Genomic DNA, 17,997 nt, shown 5'->3' on the forward strand with positions numbered 1-17,997 from the left:
ATGCCATCCAGGAGGAGCGTCCTCGGCATCATCGTCTGGACCTCGGTCTTCACGGCCTCATTCATCGGACTCGGACTGGGCCGGGTCAGCCGGGCCCTGGCCGCCAAAGGCAAACGGATCCTGAACAAAAACACCGATCCGGCCACTCTGATCTACGAGAACCCCAAGAACCTGGATACCACTGATTTCCCGGTCATGCCCATCGAGGACTTCGGGACCATGGGGGACACCGAGATCGACGTGGATCTCGACTCCTGGAGGCTTGAGGTCGGAGGTGAGGTCGATTCGCCGAGGACCTACACGTACGCCGAGCTTATGCGCCTGCCGGCCGTGGAACGGGAGGTTCTCCTGATCTGTCCCGGGGTCTTCGTCAATCATGGCCGCTGGAAGGGGGTGGCGGTCCGGGAGTTGATCAGGAGGTCGAAACCCAGAGCCAGAACAGGGCAGGTTGTCATCTCTGGACGGACCCGGTCGGGAGAGCAGCTGCAGCGCTTTGAGCTTGCCGAGACAGACGACGAGGGCTTCATTCTGGCCTATGCGGTCAACGGGCAGACCCTGCCCCGCAGGCATGGCCGCCCGCTCCGGCTGGTGGCCGGTGAGCACATGGGCTATCGATGGACGAAGTACGTGAACAGAATTGAAATCTCCAGCGATCCGTATTGATGCCGGACTGAGGCTTGATTGCTTTTCGTAGTAAATTTTTGCATATCCAATCTAACTCATGAGGAGCTGATGAAAATACTGCTCAAACCCGCCAATGAACCAGAAGCGAACGCGATCAAATCAATCCTCAAAGAAAACGGCATCCATGCTGAAATACAGTCGTACCACGACAGGGCCTACGACGGCATTTTCCAAACACAGTACGGCTGGGGGGTGCTCCGGGTTCCGGAGGAAGATTTTGCAGAGGCGGAAAAAATCGTCCAGGAATGGCGGCGTGCCGCGCCTGATGAACTCCCATGGGATGAGAGCCTGAAGCGCGATTGAGGACCTGGGTAAGATTGTCGCAGCTTCTGCTTATGTCCACGCGTCAGGTTGTATGTGCATTTTTCCCTTCTCGGATGCATTTTGAGCGCATTATCTTTATCGGATCATGATGGAGATTTGGGTGTTCGGTCCAGGTCCAGGTGGAGCAGGTGTTTCTGTCCCCTCCGTTCAACAACAAGGGACAACGGCTTGTTGTCTTGCCGGGCCTTGATCGCTGCATGATGCAAGTCCATGATCTGTTCGAAGTCTTTCCCGCCGGCCTGCAACAGGACATCCCCTGACTTTATCCCAGCCCGGTCCGCCCGGTTTCCTTCCTGGATCTGAACAATCTCTGCTCCCCGGGTATTGAACTCCAGGGTAAAACCAAGCCTGCTTCTGTGCTGGGCGGGACAGAAGAAAAATATATCCGCAGCTGAATCCGCAGGAGGCTCTTCTTCGCGCCAGGGAAGAAGGCTTCGGACATTTGCTCCGGGATCCAACAGCTTGAGGCGATGTTCAATACCCCAGCCGTGTTCAACATGCCCTGAGCCGGTCAGAATGACTACCCGCTTACCGGTCCGGCGGGATACTTTGCGGGCCTCAAGGGCCATTTGCGTATCCCATATGGCTTGGACAAGAAAAAAACGTTCAAGATCTGTGTCTTTCCGGGAGGTGTCCATGATCTGCTCATGGGCCCTAAAATGCTCCCTCAGTTCCTCTTTTTGCCCCTCAGGTACCGGGATGATCTGGTCAGGCAGGGCTTCGCTCTCGCTCTGGCTCAAGCCGGATCGGCCTTTCTGCCGCAGAGCGTCCAGCAGCCCGGGAGGGATATTGAGTCCGTAGAGGCTGTATCCAGCCTGCTGAGCGGCCTGAAACAAAGGTTTGTACAGTTCCAAGTCGTGTCCCCAGATGCGCTTCCATTCGAGCTGTTTGTGCATTTGGTTCACATCGATGCGCCTGGAATTAAACCTGTCAAGAACCGGCTGTTTGCTGGCCGGCACCATTTCCAGGCCGACTGCCGCATTAAGACCATTTTCAGCCATAAGCTGTAAAATTTCAGTCTGAACCCGGTGGTCGCACGGGTTGGTATGACTTTCACCTACGAGAATGTAGTCGGCACTTTGCAGCTGCTCCCGAAGCTCTGTTTGTGTCAACTGCTGACCGGAGCTGTTAATGAATGTTCCTGGCTGGATATCAGCTGTACTCAGCTGAGGGGAGTGATAGGAGCAGCCGGAGCCAAGCAGCAGGATGAACAAGGTGGCAAGAGAGCAAATCCATAACGGACGAAAACATCGCGGCTGTCCAAAAGTACCCGTACATAATTGAAGCATGTATTCTCTCCGAAAGACTGCTGCATGTCTATCTGGGCTCACCCGCGAACTATTTTGCAAGCACTAAGGCCATGGTGGATTCAAGTTAACCGGCAGGTTAGAACTGAACAGCAATTGGTGATCTCTGATGACACGCTTTGATGGTCTCTTCGCAGGTGAAAATTGATCCAGGAGGACGTGCCGTTCAGCTCCCACATCCGGGGCGGAACGCAGCCCACAGACAGTTCTGCCTGCTGTTTGCATTTCATTTTTTTCACTCGTATTTTTCCCCGGAGTAGATAACGGCCAGACCGTTACTCAATGGCTCATAGGCCGCCTTTGCAAATCCTTTCTCCGTCATCAGCTTCTGGATCTGTTCAGGGGCCGGGAAGACCCGGACGGACTCAGCCAGATAGCGAAAAGGTTCGGCAGTTCCGGTGATAAGTTTCCCGGCCCAGGGCAGGATCTGGAATGAGTAGTGGTGATAAATGGTCCGGATCCAGGCGGTCCTGGGTATGGAGAACTCCATGGCCACAAGCCTTCCCCCGGGTCTTAACACCCTGAAGATTTCCTCCAGACCCTGCTCCAGAAAGACGAAGTTGCGGATTCCGTACCCGACCAGGACGGCGTCAAAGCTCTCCCGGGCCAGTCCCATTCTTTCCGCATCCCCCTGGACCCAGAACACCCGATCACTCACATGGGCCCTGGCTGCCTTGTCCCGCCCTGCGGTCATCATGGCCCGGCTGATATCGCAGGCCACAACCCGGCCATCGGGACCCGCCACCCTGGCGGCCAGAAGGGCGAAGTCTCCGGTGCCCGCGCAGAGATCCAGGACCCTGGCCCCGGGATGAAGGTGGAGGCGGTGCATGGCCCGGCGCCGCCAGAGAAAATGAAGACCAAAGCTCAAGAGGGCGTCGGCCAGGTCGTAGCGCCGGGCAATGGTTTCAAAATGCCCCAGTATCAGCCGTCGTTTATCCGAAGCCGGGATTTTTTGGTATCCATAGGAGGTGTACCTGGTCATGGGTCATGTCTTCATTTCAGCTTTTTCCCCCAGTCCTTCTCCACAGCATAGCGCATGCAGGTGGAAAAGATATCATAGCTGAACTCAGGACAGACAACGCCCTGTCTGGCCAGAAGGTCTGAGGTTCTCTCATGTTCAAAGGTGCGGGTATCCTGCATGTAAGGGGCGTAGACCTGCATGTGCTTGTCGAACAGCGTTTCCAGGCTGTTTGCAGGCTGTCTTTTGAACTCGTCATCCCTGGCGATGCGCAGGCCGCAAAGGCGAAAAAAGCGCTGGGTGTAGTCTACAATCCGGGAAAGTTCTGTATTGTCAGGGCTGACGATATGAAAGACTCCCCCCTTTAGGACATGGCGGCGAATGGTCATAAAAGCCCGGATGAAATGGTCCACAGGGATCAGGTTGACACCGCCGTGGCTGAGGCCTCGGATACGGACCGGCAGGTGCAGGCTGCCGTCCGGATACAGGCGGATGTCCATGGCCTGGGCCTTGTGCCCCTTGTTGTCCACAATGTCCCGGGTATATACGTTCTGAAAGTAATGCATGGTCCGGATGGGGTAATACAGGGCATTAAAAGCCAGGGTCCTGCCGTTGCGGGAATTTCCGTACACGATCGAGGGCCGGTGCACATACAGGGAAATCCCCATCCGGTCGCAGTGCTCTGCAGCCATATGTTCCGCCCGCCATTTGCTTTCTTCGTAGGCATTGTGAAATGCCCCGGGCCGGGTGAACTCCTCCGGGCACAGGCCGCTGCGGGTTCCGGCCACATAGGCGGTGCTGATCAAATGCAGTGTGCGGCACGGGCTTGTGTCCACGGTCTGCAAAAGGTTGTGCAGGCCCTGGACATTGGTTTTTTCCACCTGCTCCCGCTTGCGGGAGGCAAAGGAGGTGTTTGAAGCGCAGTGAACGACTTCCTGGACGGAGTTTCTGACCTGCTGAGTGTCCTTTGGATTCAGACCCAGGCCTGGAGTGTCCAGATGTCCGTTGAGTACGTTCAGCCGCTGCCGGTGTTCATCCGGGACATAAAACCAGTCCAGCAGGCGCTGCACGCGCTGGTGGGCGCTGTGCCTGGTGGAGGCTCGAGCCAGCAGCAGGACCCTCTGCCCCTGAGCCAAAAGACGAACAGCCAGATGGCTGCCCAGAAATCCGGTTCCACCGGTAACCAGGACGGCCTGTTTCCGGGATGAGCCAGCAGCGGCAGGATCAGGTCGTATATCGTCTGTCTTGGTCATGTATACAAAAAGGCCTCTTTTCGGGCACAACCCTGGGAAAAAATGTATTTGAGCCACTTCACCCCAGGAGTGGAGGCACTCAAGCCATCCAGATAGGGTTCGAATTCCAGTCTGGCCCGGCCGATCTTTTCCGCATCCAGGGGATTTTGATGATCGAGGTAATAGTCGTACTCCAATATGGCCCGCTTGCCCAGATCCAGGGGGGTCAGGAAACCGAAGTCAGCCTGAATACCATGATCATGTGCTATCCGTTCAAGTTCAGTACAGATCCCGGTGATCACCTCCACCCGATGCAGGGGAACGTAAATTAGAAAGGCGAACATGTGCTTGTGTCTGGACATGCGGGCGCTTACAATCCGGAACATGGTCAACCAGACCATGTCGGTCATTTCCGGACGGGCATACAGCTTTGTGTAGAAAGGCCGCAGGTCCATCTCAACCGCCTGGGCCGCGGTCTCCGGACCGGGCTGCAGGACAGCTTCCAGCAGGGGGCGCATCTCCGGGCTGAAAAGGATCTCGTAGGGCGGCTGTTCGCTGTCCAGACCAGCCACTAAATCCAGCCACTCCCCGTCGGCCAGACGGGGCAAACCGAGCATGAGCATGCGAAACAGGTCTTGATCGATCACGCTAATACCCATGGATATAACCGCTTCCCGGGCATAGCTATCGCCAATCATCAAGACCGCATACTCAAGGCCCAGGCTCTGGACCAGGCCGGATCTGACCCTGTCCGCCAACTCGGCCGATGGGGACATGAAGGTGGACAGGTAATGGCCGCCGAGGACACCCAGGGCCAGCCCGATGCGGCGCTGGCTGAGGTCCCGGGCAAAGGCTGCGGCCTCCTCAAAGGTCTCAAAGGGGATGATCAGCCCTTCCTCGTCTGCAGTCATCGGATGCAAGCGGACCCGGGCCTGAGTGCAGATGCCCGGAGCGTCTTTGAGCCGGTGCTCAAAACAAAAGGCATTGGGGGCCTTGCTTTGGTTCAGCCGGAAGAAATCGCCTTTGGAGTCCACAAACTCCATGTCCACAAAGTGGTCGGCGTTCACTCCGTACACATTGGCCCAGGTGGAAAAGAGCCCGGTGCAGACAATGTTGCCGCAGACTGTTGCCGCCGGCTCGGCGGTGTTGGCCCGGAGTCCGTGCCGGACAGCCTCCTGCTGCAGCTCAAATGCGGTCACTCCGGGCTCCACCACAGCTGTCCAGTTTTCAAGGTCGATCTGGATCCCCTTCATCCGGTTCATGTCAATGACCAGACCCTGACTGAAGACAAAGCCAAAGACGCTGCCCCCGTTGCCACGAACCACATAGGGGATATCCCGGTCCAGAGCCACGCGGACCAGGGATGCGACTTCATTTTTGGTCCCGGGCATGGCCACAAAGCGGGGCATGCACATCCCGGCCAAAGGATAAGGGTCGTTGGCATAGGTGAGCAAAACAGCTGGATCGTTGGTCACCCATCTGGAACCGAGGACTGCCTGCAAAACCTCCAGATCCGGATCGGGGTCGACCTGTGTCGGAGGGGTGCCGGTTTGAAGCCGGTCCCGGACCAGCTGCTTCAAGGCTTTCATCACCGGCAGGGGGCGCATTCCAGTCACGAAATGGCACTGGGTGTCGCAGCAGCCGCACAGGTCGCAGGATGTGGCGATCTCTACCAGCTTTGGAGTGATGGGGATCATGTCCTGGGAGAGGGCATGGTACAGATCCATTCGGCCCTGAGGATAATAGCTTACATAACCATGCTCCTGTCCAGAAGGGCAGAGCCCTGTTCCCAGGGAGTTGATTTTACACATGGCATAGTGACGGCATTGACCGGCTGTTTGCCGCAAGTCATCCGCAGACTGGCTTATCTCTGTTGAACAGCTGGACACTTAGAGCTCCAATGCATTACATGAGTTAATCCTGGAAGGAATTGACGTCCGTATCAGAAATGATTGATAAGGACTGATAAATAATGATACCAAAAGGTAATGATCAGATAAAGGAGGAAGAACAATGCCACATCAAGATTCGAAGCGCTACGATCAACTGTTTGCAAAAGCAAAACTTCATTGACATGGAGATAGATTGCGGAAGATAGAGTCATGAACTATTATTCTCCACACATCTTGGTGTACATGTAAATCATCAGGGGATAAGCCATGAAACAAATGTCAGTAAGACTCCCAGATGAGATGTACGAAAGGCTGAGATCCCTCGCTGATCGTACAGGACGCAGCGCGACATATTATCTTCGGGAGGCTGTGGTAGAGCACCTGGAAGATTTGGAAGATGTCTACATGGCCGAACAAACACTGGAGTATGATTGTACAAAGGGGCAGGCTCATAATTGACACTCTCTTTTTGTCCATAAACATCCACCGGGCAACCCCATGTCAATAAGGACATTTTGCAAAGATAATTAGCTGTTATACGGATTGAAATGCTTACCGAAGCTGAGAAGACCTATCAGAGTGGGATCGTTTCCCGCATGCGGCAGCTCAAAGAGTTTCTGGGCATCAACGAGCTTTCGGAGTCGTCAACCCCGGTAGACTGCTTCAAGTACCTGTCAGCGGTACGGTCGATCCAGGGAAATTTGAACAATGATGTAAGCTTTGCTGCAAGCCTGCTGGCGAAAGAGTATTTGACGACCCGATTCGGAGTTGAGTTAGACGCCGCGGAGAAGCCACAAGGTGCTCCTGGATTGGATATTGACGAACATTCGCATGACGCAGGACGTGTCGTAGGGGAGATCAAGACGACCGTCCCATACCAGATGAATGATTTTGGCGCGCAACAGGCCGCAAGCTTCAAGAAAGACTTCGCGAAGCTTAGCGCCGCCGATGCCGAACATAAGTTCCTATTTGTGACGGATGAGCGGGCATTCGCCGCGTTGCAGAAGGACAAATACACGGCATTGATGCCCGGCATACGCATCGTAAATCTGATATCCGGTGAGGAATATGCCGTATAACACGGCGCTTCATTGGACACGCATGACACGTCCGGTCGGAATCGCACAGTGCTCCATTCTTTTATGCTGCGATTTGGATAAGCCCATGAAAGGAATATTTGATGGAACCTATAGATTTTTGGGAACCAACTGAAGAAACAGTCGATAACTTTTCTGAGCTACAGAGTCTTCTTGAAGAGGTCTTTGCCAAAGGGCCAAAACGTGGACGTACTTTCGCTTGGCGAGGCCAATTAAATGCTGAATGGCCACTTACGAGCTCGCTCTATCGCCGTTTGAAATTGGCTCTTGAAAGGAATCCAGAGGAAAGGGACTTATATAACTTTGAGGGCAAAATTCTCGCTAATGTTCACAGATGGGGCTTGCACATGTCTAAGACCCAAGGGCGACTGTCTGTCTTAAATCAATTGGCTACTATGCAGCACTATGGCGCTCCAACTAGAATGATTGATGTTTCTTTCAATCCATGGATAGGAATTTGGTTTGCTGTAGAGCAGCGATTTGATAACGGTAATGTGCTTTATGTTAATGAGGACGCCAGGGTTTTCGCCATTGATGTCACTGACAGTCTGATCAATGCCAATGACCAGTACCGATCTTGGGAGGATGAGTTAAAACGCCCTTGGAGAGTTGGCCACCCGTGGTCTAAATCATGTAGCCCTGATGAGGGCGGCGATAAAGAACAGTACCTTGAATGGTGTACAAAACCATTTGCATGGAGACCTGCACACTTTGACAATAGGATAGCAGCTCAGAATGGAGGGTTCGTTCTGGGTGGAGCTCCACTATCTTATGGACCAGGAAATAGACCGAATCAATGGCCAAGGGATGGCGGTGGGTACTGGACTATGGATGAAGTTCGTGATTCAACATCGATTTCTGTTCATCCTAATCGGCTAAAGTCAAAAGGTAGGGTCTCCAGCTCCGCCGTTTATTCAATCCGGATTAGGGCGGCTGCAAAAGAGAAGATCCGAAAAAGGCTGCAAACCCTTTTTGGATATGAGCATAGGACATTGTATCCAGACTTCGCCGGTTTTGCGCAATTTGGGACAGCAAAAATAAAGAATCTTTGAACCCGTCTCAGATCATTTCGTACAGGGATTTGGATTTGCCACGCGAATCTTTGCAGAAGATAAGCGTAAAATTGCGCTCATTAACGTAAGGGGAGGGCTGAAAATTCAGCCCATATACCCCACCTAGAACATTACTTGACTACCGGCAAGCTCTGCCCCACCCGCTCAATCTCCTTGTCGTCGTCGCCATTTGGTTCAGGAGCCACACTAACAAGGTGCTCCAAAACCGGATGCCTTTTTGGACCATAAGCGTCTGCCGCCTCAGTACTCACCCCAAGGTCAGCAAAGATACGCTTACGCCCGGCCTCCAAGTTGGCGATTGTCTGCAATGCCTTTTCGGCAGCAACCTGGAGCTGGCTGTTCTCGCTTCCAAAAGCCCACGCAAAAGTTAAGGCATTGGACAGCATGTCACTCTCAAAGGCTATAGAGACAGTGCAGAGCTGCATCATGGTATCAACATACTCATGTTCGAGTTGCTCATAGAGTTTCTTAGGAGCTGTATCTTTGATTCTGTGCAACTCATCATCGTCTCCCCTAGCTTCCGCTTCAACGCTGAGTACAACCCGTTCATGCGCTTTCAATGCCTTGTAATACTTATCGTTTAAGTTTCTCATTTTTTCTTCTCCTGCTGAATCCTAAAATTCAAAGCTCGCTCCAAACTTGCCAAACGTTCCTTCAGGTATTCCACCTCATGAACCTTGGCATGGCTGGAGACAATGCTAGCCACCACGTGCCCCTCCTGTGGGGTCAGATGACCAACGGCTACTGCCTGAAGGACAGCCTCGGTCATTTGGGTCAGGTTGGCTCCTTCAGGTAGCTCAAGGCTGACCGGATTATCCTTTGGTTTAGGATAGAGCCGCTCCAAGACAATCCTTGCCGCTTCCAGGTCACCGCTCAAGGCCTGCTCAAGCACCGTCTGAGCAACCTGTTGAGCTTGGTCAATCCATTGTTCCCGGACAAGACAGGCCACCCTGGATGGCTCACCTGGTTTGCGACCTGGTCCTCCTGGGTTGCCTTTCGTGAATCGGCCCTTGTCATCTCGGTTTTGACGGTCATTTTTTCCGGACATAATTATTGAACTCCTTTGCAGGCTTTTCTGCTTTGTCTGCCAATCCATGAGTAGGGCACACAGCCCTTGGTCATTCGAGATCCATGTCGATGTACGTTTTCATGCCACCACCTCAGCCAACGCACGTTGCCTGCTCTTGGCCTGATATTGAAGGACAGGAACATGCTCGTCGATGTAGTCAACGACCCTGGCCTTCTTTCCATCCTTGGGCCTGCACACCCGACCGATTGCCTGTATGATCCGGGCCTTCGCCTTCATTGGCGTGCACAAATAGAGCTGCGCCAGACCGTCAACGTCAAACCCTTCTGAGATCAACTGAACTGTGCTTATCAATGCATCAATGTCGCCGCTTCGGACCAGGTCAACGATCTTTTGCCGCCCAGCCCTTGGTGTCCTGCCGGTCAGAACCCGGTTATTCACTCCGCGATCTGTGAGCAGTTGGGATAAGGTTTCGCAGTGGGCGACGCGATCAGATAGGAGAAGGGCCATACCGTTCTCAGGTCCAGAGGCATTGGCCACATCATTGGCGATCATTTCGTTTCGGGATGCATCCAGGGTCAGGGCCTTGAGCATTTCGGGGTAGTTGTCTTCGTAGCAGAAGGTAAATCCTGTAGTTCTGCTGTGGACCTCAGGAGCCACCACGTCGCCGGAGTTTTGTAGGTCTTTGGCGCTGATCTCATAGACCTTATCCCCCAGGGTCAGGAATATAATCTTCCCGAGTCGATCCTTCCGGAATGGAGTTGCCGTTAATCCTGTCATGTATCGACAGTCAAAACTCTGCACCAGATTGGTGAATGTGCTGGCCGGGGTGTGATGGGCCTCATCGACGACCAGATGACCGAACCTCTCCTTAAGTTCCTCGGTGTGCTTGGCGGCTGTCTGCACAGTAGAGATGGTGATGTCCTTTAAATCGAACCGTCCATCTCCGATCAGACCACAATCCACACCAAGAAACTGCTTCACCCTGTCCATCCACTGATAGGCCAGCTCCAGGGTATGCACGATGATCAGACATGGTTGCCCGGTCTTGCAAATAAGATAACAACAGACCACAGTCTTTCCACCTCCTGCCGGAATGCAGATCACCCGAAACTCACGGCCAAGAGCTGCACGTGCTGCCTGCTGCTGATAGGGCCTCAGCTGTCCCCAGAACTCCATCTCGATGGACTCCAGCGTCCGCCGCCGATCCTCGATTTCAACCTTGATCCCATGTCGTCTCAGCATCGACAAACACTGACGCGCCCACCCTCTAGGGAAGATGATTCCGTCCTCGATTTCTTCCCAGAGGTGGATCTTGGGGTCCAGATGGTCAGTGAAACGGCCATACTTCAGTGCCTGGACGTATTGAGGATTATCCAAGGTCATTGCCTTCTTGATACCTCGGAGGACATCTTTTCGCTGAATATAGAGTTCAGCTCTATCTTTTACTTTTAATATCGTTGCTTTCATAATTTTCACCACCTTGAATGAGGGACATAACTACGTGTTTGTGCCCGTGCTCTTTGTATTCTTTGTACCAGGACCTTCATCTTCTCCATACTGATTTCCATCTCTTTCAATTTCTGATCGATGTATGTTAATCCTCCATCAATCAACGGATAATTCGCATGAAGTTCTGTGTGACATTCTGTGTTTTTTACTTGGTCCCTGTTATTTCTCTCAGGGTCTACATGGTCGATTTCAGTCGAAGGCTTTTCGTTTATGGAATAGCTGCCATCAGTAATTAAATCTTCAGCCCAACTGTACATCTTCATAAGATTGATCTGAGTCATTGAGGAACGTATCATATCAACTCCTTTCCATATGCTTCCCAAAAGGCTCCCTCCAGCTCCATAGCAAGATCCCATCTCTCCCGATTCACCTTTGGACCATCCAGGGGGGGGAACAAATACCAACTTGGGTCCGGGCTCGATCTTGGCACCTACTCCCTGGAGAAGGTTTTGCAGCTCAAGCTCAAAGTACAGGTCCTGGATAATTTCTGGCTTGAATTCCCTGGCAAACTCCAGAGCCTCGTCCCAGGCTTGTTGAGACATTCGGTTTTGAGCTCGGACATCAAGAAAACCGTTTTTGTCCAGGCTGACCACCACATCTATTGACCTGAGGTAGGACAATGGAGTGCTCATATCTTCGCCCGCTGGGATTTCGCATTGTTGAAGTCAAGTTTGTTTTCTGTTCCTTCAGACCTGCCACTGCTGCCACACCTGCCACTTTCTCTTGATTCATGCGGGTTTCCAGATAGTGGCAGGGCTTTTTCACCTGCCACACCTGCCATTCCTTCTTTTGGTCCTTGGTGGCAGTAGTGGCGGTTTTCTTGAACATGCCACCCGCCCGCACTCCGTGTCATTTCTGAAAAAGTGGCAGTAGTGGCTGGTGAGGCAGTTTGTTTTAAGGATTCTAGCTTTTGGTCTGAAATGTGAACGAGCCTCTTGCCGCCAGTCCCTTTTGAGGAGTGCAAGCCGATCTTTTTAAGGCCTTTGCCCACTGTCTCTGGTTTGACTTGATATGCCTTCTCTGCACCATTGTTTACTTGTTCAGTGATACGGGAAATGGGAAGTTTTCCTTCCGAAATTTCCCCTTCCAGATCCGCAATGGCAGTTGCAATCCGTTTTTCAATTGGGCTGGACTGAGAAATCTGCTCAGGTTGCGCCAGTGCCTGCCATATATGTCGCTGATGGGCCTTGATCCAGTTAGCCAGGATGAGTGCTCTCTCCATTGTGGCCGGTTGTATTGGCTGGGTATCGTCCATGCCTTGGGCATGACATTCCAACACATGGAGGATAAGGGCCAGCCGCGCACATTGTCCCCGGAGTTTGGCAGACAGGGCCTCATATTGTTGAGCATCAAAATTCACCCAAGGTTCCCTGGCCTGTTCGTTGTACCATTCCCGATATAGAGACTGGGCTTCCTTAGTAAGGCCAACGTATGCAGGTTCCTCGCCCATTTCCCTGCTCATAAGATCTCCAACCAATTGGTCGATCCGCTCGCGGTATTCGCCGTCAAAAGATTCATCTGTCCAAAGAGGTGGTCCTGATGGTTCTGCCCGTACAAAGATGAACCGGGGAAGAAAGCCAGATGCTGCATCTATGTCGGCAAAAAGATTTGGAAGGAGAGCCGGCTGCAATGTGCCAAGGATGGACAGACAGGCATGGCTTATAAATGCATTATCGCCGGATTTGCGAGTCCGCTTCCAGGGTCCTGAATCGTATGCAGACATAAGCCTAGCTTTGGGGCCGTCTGACTTCCCATCATTTCGGTATCGACCTAGGTTCATGATAAGACCTGATATTTCGTCCACATACCAAAGAATACCTTTTGCGTTTGCGCTTAGGGCATCTGTAAGTGCTTCCTCTGTGGCATCCTCCACATAAATCTGTTTCCAGGTCGGCTTTTCAGGTGGAGGTCCAAGCTCATTTTGTTTCATGCGCCTACGGACATTCATTTCTTCTTGATACTGAGCCAGGGCCTGTTGAAATTCGTCAAAACGTCTCTTTTCTTCCCGAAAAATGGACTTCATGAATGTGCGTACACATGGGCTTTTGCCCATGCCGCTGGGAGCTACAATAACGATGTATAGATTGGGATGCTCCGTCCATCCGGACTTGACGACAACTGCACGTGATCGTCCGATAAGTGCACCGACAAGAGAAAGCAGAGTTGCTGCCGGGACCTCTGGTGGGACAGAGAATGCCTTTACAGCTTGCTGTATGGGGGCTTGAAAGTAGTCAGGCATTACATTTAAAGGGAAGCTAGGCAGAGACATTATAGACTCCTGCTGGGATTCCTCGGGGTCTTGCTCCACGGTTTTGGCATTATTGGCAATCCACTGCTGTACCTGCTCCCTGGTCCACCCATCATATATCGCATCTGCCAAATCCCAGCCATTTTCAACATCATTGGGGGGAGTGACGACACAGACATTCTTGGCCCCTGCCTTCTGGCAATTCTCAGCAACCACCAGGGCAGCTTTCTCTCCTTGGGAATCTGCGTCTGGACATATAATGACTTCCCGGCCTGACAGGGGCGAGAAATCAGCCTGCTCAACCGCATTGCTGCCACCCGGCCAAGTCATACAGACATATTCCATACCTACCAGTCCTCGTGCAGCTTCTGCTGCCTTTTCACCCTCAGCAATAAGTATGGTCAGACCTGTGTTCCGGGCTAGCTCATGCAGCCCATACAAAGGCCTTGGCTTGGGGGCAGCGCCGGATTTCCATTTACTACCGCTTTTCTTGAAGTATGGAATGATTGATTTTCCAAGCAATTCAGAGTCATATCTTGCAACGCACCCAAGAATTGTCCCCGAATAGTCCTTGTAATACCATAAAGATGTAAGCCGTTTTGCTCCCTTATCCCATGTCGGAAATATCCCTGGGGGCAATCTGTTGCCATTTTTGCTTGGCCAGAGTCCCTTATCCTTCATTGCCTGAATGACCGTTTCCTGGGGGCATCCAGCAAAGCAATATAGCAGGAGTTGTCCGTTGTCGTCAGTGACGTGGAGTGATGGATTTGTGTCATCGTGAGCTGGACAATTAACCATTGCAGTCCCGTCTGCCATCACTTTTCCGCCACACTTCTCTAAAATTTCCTGAATCGAGCTGCTTATATCGATAGGATTATTACAGCTTGTGTTCAGTTTTGGCGTCATACTCTCTCCTATACGTCTATACTCCCAGGCCCTTGACCTAGTGAGTCTAAGTTTTGGACGTATTTTCGCGAATACGGCAAGCCAAATCGCTCAGCAAGCTTGTCCCACCTGGATCTCCATATTATTGGAGGCAGTTCGTTTTCAATTTTATCCCAACTGACATCAGGCCAACGACTCTTTAGCCATCTTATTAACTGTTCACGGGTGTAATGGACCTGCTGCTTCATTCTGTCTTCCTCCTTTTCATAACTCGTCATTATGAGTCTGGAGGATATACCCACTGAGGAATGACAGTCAGCCTGACACTCCTAGACAAAGCGCAAAAATTCGGTTTTTAACATTCTGATTTTTATCATAAAAAAAGGTGTCCACCCTGACAATTTGCCTGTCTGGGTAGACACCTTTTTGTGGGGCTTAGAAATAGTGTGCTTTTAGTTTAACTATGCAGAGCCTTGAGCATTGAAACGTATTCCTCTACTTGATGCTCAAACCTAGCTGTGTCTACGGATTTATTGTTAATTATCTCTTCCCCCTTGTTTGCCCACCGACCAATACTTCTACTAGAGACTGGATCAAAAATATGGTCCGCAACATCATGATTGCTAAAGTTCCATTTATTATTATCTAGCTTACATTGTTTTCGCTTGATCAAGGCACACATAACTTTTTTTTCTTCATCCTCATCAAGTTGATATTTTTCATTAGTACTCAGTTGTATGCTGATGTCTTTGCACCTTACAGAGAGTTCTTTAATAGCCTGATCTTTCTTTGTTTTATCCGAAACTGTCTCAGATTTTACTTGTTGCCATTCTTGAATTTTCTTATTGACTTGATTCAGTTCTCTAAGCAAATCAAAATCCGCTTCTATACATTTTTCATCTATATACTGCTCAGTGCTGACAGGCGATGATGGAAACCAAAAAACGGGAAGAGGAAGCTTTTGATCCAGGAGAAAGTCTTCAAATTCATTGCAATTAAGATAACAATTATCAATACATATCTCTTGATTCCGGATCATTTCAATATAGTCAGGACCAAAAGCTTCTACTCTCTTGCACTCTCCACTTTGATCTTTTTGGTATAAAGGAAGTCCATCAAGGCCGTGCCATATATGGAGAAGCCTCAATTGAGGTGAATCATCGTATGGAAAAGGCACTCTAAAATTTTGATCTATAGATCTTTTTTCTATCTCTTGATAAGAAAAATAACTTTTATCTAGATCACGAACCTTCACATAGTCTTCAACGCGAAAGCTACATTTGCACCCCTCACAGCAAATTGTCCAAGGAAATTCAACATATGTCCAAGCAGTGGGGTTTTTACAAAGTGGACAATGGAGATTTATCCAAATATATCGCCCTAATTTATCCAGATCTTGTTTAGTTGACTCTACCCATATTTCCGAATCCTTGAATCTGGTCAAAAACTGATCTGGAGTGATGAGACCTGGCTCAATGCCATAATATGGATCTTCCATCATGTGACCCCACACCTCTTCCAATGACATCCATTCTCGGTGTACGTTCACGCTCATATTCGGACTCCAAACTAATTGTAACCCGGACCACAACCACCTTAAGACAATCTCCTTCAGGAGATGACCTTCCTGTTTTGAACATCAAGCAATTTCTCGTCATCTGTCCTGCTTTGGATTCCGTTCAATGCTGCTGTCGCTTGCTGTAAGCTATCAGGAGCAAGATGGGCATAGCGTTCCGTCTGGCTAATCTGCCTATGACCCAGGTACTCTTTGACTGTATAGAGAGGCACTCCGGCCATCACCAACCAAGAAGCGCATGTGTGACGCAGGCTGTGGAAGACCACCTTCTGCCGGGAATCTTCTATCCCTTTGTTCCAACCCAGGTCCTTGACAGCACGTTCAAAAGAACTGCTCACCTCTTTCTTTTTGCTCCCCTTGCGCGAAGGGAACACAAGGTCGTTTTCCTTGTCCCGCACAAGATCATTTTCCTTGTTTCGCATAAGCTCATTTTCCTGGTCCCGTATAAGCTCACGATTTTTGAACATTTCCAGCACCCGGTCAGTCATGGGCACATGCCGAACATGCCCGTTCTTGGTATGCCTGAGGGTCACAAGCCCCCGGTCAAGGTCAATGTCCTTCCAGGTCAAGCTAAAGATTTCACCTGCACGCGGGCCACAGTGCAGGGCAAGCAAAGCCATGTCATGCAGATCCTGGCTGTACTTGAGCAGTTCATTCAGCAACTTTTCAGCTTCATCATAGGTCAAAAAGCGTATGCGCCGGTTGTCCGCGCTTGGCTTCTTGACTTTCAAGGTTGGATTTTCACCCTGATACAAGCCAAGCATATTTGCATGGTTTATGACTTGTCGAACAATAGCTAAAACATGCTGAATGGTCTTAGGGCTCTTCCCTTTGTCCATCATCTTCTTTTTGATACGTTCCAGATCCAGGGGGGCAATTTTTTTTAAGGGCTTCCCCCCAAGATCAGGCTTGATCCACAAGTTGTAATAACTGACTTCAGTTCTGGAGGTCTGCCTTGCTTTGTGTGCCTCAGCATGGGGCTTGTAGGTGTCATTCCAAAACTGTCCAAAGGTTAGGGCATCCCGTTCTTCCTGCTCTTTTTTGGCTTTCTCTTCCTCTCGTCTGGCCTTGTCCTGATCCCTGGCCTCTGCCAATGTCTGAGCACCCTCACCAAGCCTTTGTGCCCGCTTGAGCTTTGCCCGCTCTTCTGAGGCATTTTCAGCCGTCCATCCATCACTTGCCCACCCCAGAGCCTCCTCATGCTGTTTGCCGTCTAGGGTATAGCGCACAACAAAATACTTATCGTACTGCACGCCATGTTTCCTTGTGGCGTGTTCCCTGTACCGAACCCCTGGATACTTGGTCTTATGCCACTTTGCCATGCATTCCTCACTTAATTTTTTGTCCCTATATTATCCCTAAAAAAGAAGGGAAACAAGATGATTTTAAGTGATCTGAACTGAAAGCAGCATAGCAATAACATACTCTCTTATCAAGTCTTTTTCAAACTTGCGTGTCTTATTGTGAAAGATGAACTAACGGGCTCATAACCCGAAGGTCCCAGGTTCAAGTCCTGGCCCCGCTACCAAGAAATTCAAGCACTTAGGGAAATTCCCTAAGTGCTTTTTTCGTTTATACACTTTTCTTTATACATCTATTATACGCTTTTCTCATCTATCTGATATTACAGGACATTTGCGTTATACGTTTTTATACGCTTCTCACACGGCCATATTTGCCCCAAATTTAAGCGTTATACGTTTTCTAGGGGTATGGGTCGGGGTAGGTAAGTAATTGTTTTTGGTAATAAAAATCCGGACAAAATGGCTTGAATCAGGGTAACACTTTCTCCCGGCTTAAACCAGAGGAGGAAGTGTCATGGGCAACAAGCAATTTAGTCAAGAACAAAAACTTACCTGTGCTGTTGCAATAAAAATTCGAACAAAATCCGGTCCAGCGGGTAACACATTCAAGCCACGGCGGTTTCATGTATAAGCTGCTCAATCTGGTTGAGAGCCTGCTCTTTTTGTTCCACGTCCAGATCGTCTCTGGCGCCCAGGGCCTCATGAAATCTTTTCATGAGGGGGCCGATATAGCTTACTGATGACAGCAGCCTTTCGATTCGTTCTTTGCATTTGTTGAAGGCTGATTTTTGGAGAAAGTCCTGGCTCAGACCAAGAGCTGTTACCATCAGGTTCAAGACGCTCTCCACTGTAGGTTCATTTTGGCTGTGACTTTCTGC

At 50.7% G+C, this 17,997-nt stretch carries 17 protein-coding genes; 5 read left to right on the top strand and 12 right to left on the bottom strand.

Going from position 1 to position 17,997, the window contains the following annotated elements; translation table 11 throughout:
- Both N902_RS0112010 and N902_RS0112015 read left to right on the top strand, forming a co-directional pair.
- Nucleotides 1–663, top strand: a complete 663-nt coding sequence (locus N902_RS0112010; protein WP_027371126.1) for a molybdopterin-dependent oxidoreductase — start codon at nucleotides 1–3, stop codon at nucleotides 661–663.
- Between the two features lie 69 nt (nucleotides 664–732).
- The gene (locus tag N902_RS0112015) at nucleotides 733–987 is read left to right on the top strand and encodes a putative signal transducing protein (protein WP_027371127.1); all 255 of its coding nucleotides are present in this window, start codon (nucleotides 733–735) and stop codon (nucleotides 985–987) included.
- A 104-nt stretch (nucleotides 988–1,091) separates the two neighbouring features.
- Here the strand turns inward: N902_RS0112015 and N902_RS17670 are convergent, their stop codons facing one another.
- From N902_RS17670 to N902_RS0112035, 4 genes are all read right to left on the bottom strand, one after another.
- Nucleotides 1,092–2,297: a ChaN family lipoprotein gene (locus tag N902_RS17670; protein WP_084288302.1), complete on the bottom strand. Its 1,206-nt coding sequence runs from the start codon at nucleotides 2,295–2,297 to the stop codon at nucleotides 1,092–1,094.
- A gap of 253 nt (nucleotides 2,298–2,550) precedes the next feature.
- Nucleotides 2,551–3,297, bottom strand: a complete 747-nt coding sequence (locus N902_RS17675) for a class I SAM-dependent methyltransferase (protein ID WP_051564549.1) — start codon at nucleotides 3,295–3,297, stop codon at nucleotides 2,551–2,553.
- 11 nt (nucleotides 3,298–3,308) lie between these two features.
- Nucleotides 3,309–4,526: an SDR family oxidoreductase gene (locus N902_RS0112030; RefSeq protein ID WP_027371128.1), complete on the bottom strand. Its 1,218-nt coding sequence runs from the start codon at nucleotides 4,524–4,526 to the stop codon at nucleotides 3,309–3,311.
- Nucleotides 4,523–6,232, bottom strand: a complete 1,710-nt coding sequence (locus N902_RS0112035; protein WP_027371129.1) for an FAD-binding oxidoreductase — start codon at nucleotides 6,230–6,232, stop codon at nucleotides 4,523–4,525. The genes N902_RS0112030 and N902_RS0112035 overlap by 4 nt, the downstream gene beginning before the upstream one ends.
- A 441-nt stretch (nucleotides 6,233–6,673) precedes the next feature.
- Here N902_RS0112035 and relB point away from each other — a divergent pair, with 441 nt between their 5' ends.
- The 3 genes from relB (at nucleotide 6,674) to N902_RS19320 (ending at nucleotide 8,546) form a co-directional block, all read left to right on the top strand.
- Nucleotides 6,674–6,856, top strand: a complete 183-nt coding sequence (relB, locus tag N902_RS20655) for a type II toxin-antitoxin system RelB family antitoxin (RefSeq protein WP_425246805.1) — start codon at nucleotides 6,674–6,676, stop codon at nucleotides 6,854–6,856.
- A gap of 89 nt (nucleotides 6,857–6,945) precedes the next feature.
- Nucleotides 6,946–7,476 (top strand): hypothetical protein, encoded by a 531-nt coding sequence (locus N902_RS0112050; RefSeq protein ID WP_027371131.1) that lies wholly within the window; start codon nucleotides 6,946–6,948, stop codon nucleotides 7,474–7,476.
- Nucleotides 7,477–7,577: 101 nt separating this feature from the next.
- Nucleotides 7,578–8,546 (top strand): FRG domain-containing protein, encoded by a 969-nt coding sequence (locus N902_RS19320; protein ID WP_084288306.1) that lies wholly within the window; start codon nucleotides 7,578–7,580, stop codon nucleotides 8,544–8,546.
- 131 nt (nucleotides 8,547–8,677) lie between these two features.
- Here N902_RS19320 and N902_RS0112060 read toward each other — a convergent pair whose 3' ends face one another.
- The 8 genes from N902_RS0112060 to N902_RS0112105 form a co-directional block, all read right to left on the bottom strand.
- On the bottom strand, nucleotides 8,678–9,160 hold the full coding sequence (locus tag N902_RS0112060) for a hypothetical protein (RefSeq protein WP_027371132.1): 483 nt from the start codon (nucleotides 9,158–9,160) through the stop codon (nucleotides 8,678–8,680).
- The gene (locus N902_RS18825) at nucleotides 9,157–9,615 is read right to left on the bottom strand and encodes a hypothetical protein (protein WP_051564550.1); all 459 of its coding nucleotides are present in this window, start codon (nucleotides 9,613–9,615) and stop codon (nucleotides 9,157–9,159) included. Before N902_RS18825 ends, N902_RS0112060 begins: the two co-directional genes overlap by 4 nt.
- Nucleotides 9,616–9,714: 99 nt before the next feature.
- Nucleotides 9,715–11,064, bottom strand: coding sequence for a DEAD/DEAH box helicase (locus N902_RS0112070; protein ID WP_051564551.1), 1,350 nt, complete (start codon nucleotides 11,062–11,064; stop codon nucleotides 9,715–9,717).
- 5 nt (nucleotides 11,065–11,069) lie between these two features.
- Nucleotides 11,070–11,738, bottom strand: coding sequence for a hypothetical protein (locus tag N902_RS0112075; RefSeq protein WP_027371134.1), 669 nt, complete (start codon nucleotides 11,736–11,738; stop codon nucleotides 11,070–11,072).
- Complete coding sequence (locus N902_RS0112080; protein ID WP_027371135.1) at nucleotides 11,735–14,260, bottom strand: DUF3987 domain-containing protein; 2,526 nt, start codon at nucleotides 14,258–14,260, stop codon at nucleotides 11,735–11,737. The genes N902_RS0112075 and N902_RS0112080 overlap by 4 nt, the downstream gene beginning before the upstream one ends.
- Nucleotides 14,261–14,696: 436 nt before the next feature.
- Entirely contained in the window at nucleotides 14,697–15,794 is a 1,098-nt protein-coding gene (locus N902_RS19760; protein ID WP_153304210.1) for a hypothetical protein, read from the bottom strand.
- Nucleotides 15,795–15,850: 56 nt separating this feature from the next.
- On the bottom strand, nucleotides 15,851–16,657 hold the full coding sequence (locus N902_RS20395; protein WP_244147419.1) for a tyrosine-type recombinase/integrase: 807 nt from the start codon (nucleotides 16,655–16,657) through the stop codon (nucleotides 15,851–15,853).
- A gap of 1,067 nt (nucleotides 16,658–17,724) precedes the next feature.
- Nucleotides 17,725–17,997, bottom strand: a 273-nt coding sequence (locus tag N902_RS0112105; RefSeq protein ID WP_027371139.1) for a hypothetical protein, incomplete at its 5' end; no start/stop codon positions are given.

The sequence above is a fragment of the Desulfovermiculus halophilus DSM 18834 genome (genome assembly GCF_000620765.1).
Lineage (GTDB): Bacteria > Desulfobacterota > Desulfovibrionia > Desulfovibrionales > Desulfothermaceae > Desulfovermiculus > Desulfovermiculus halophilus.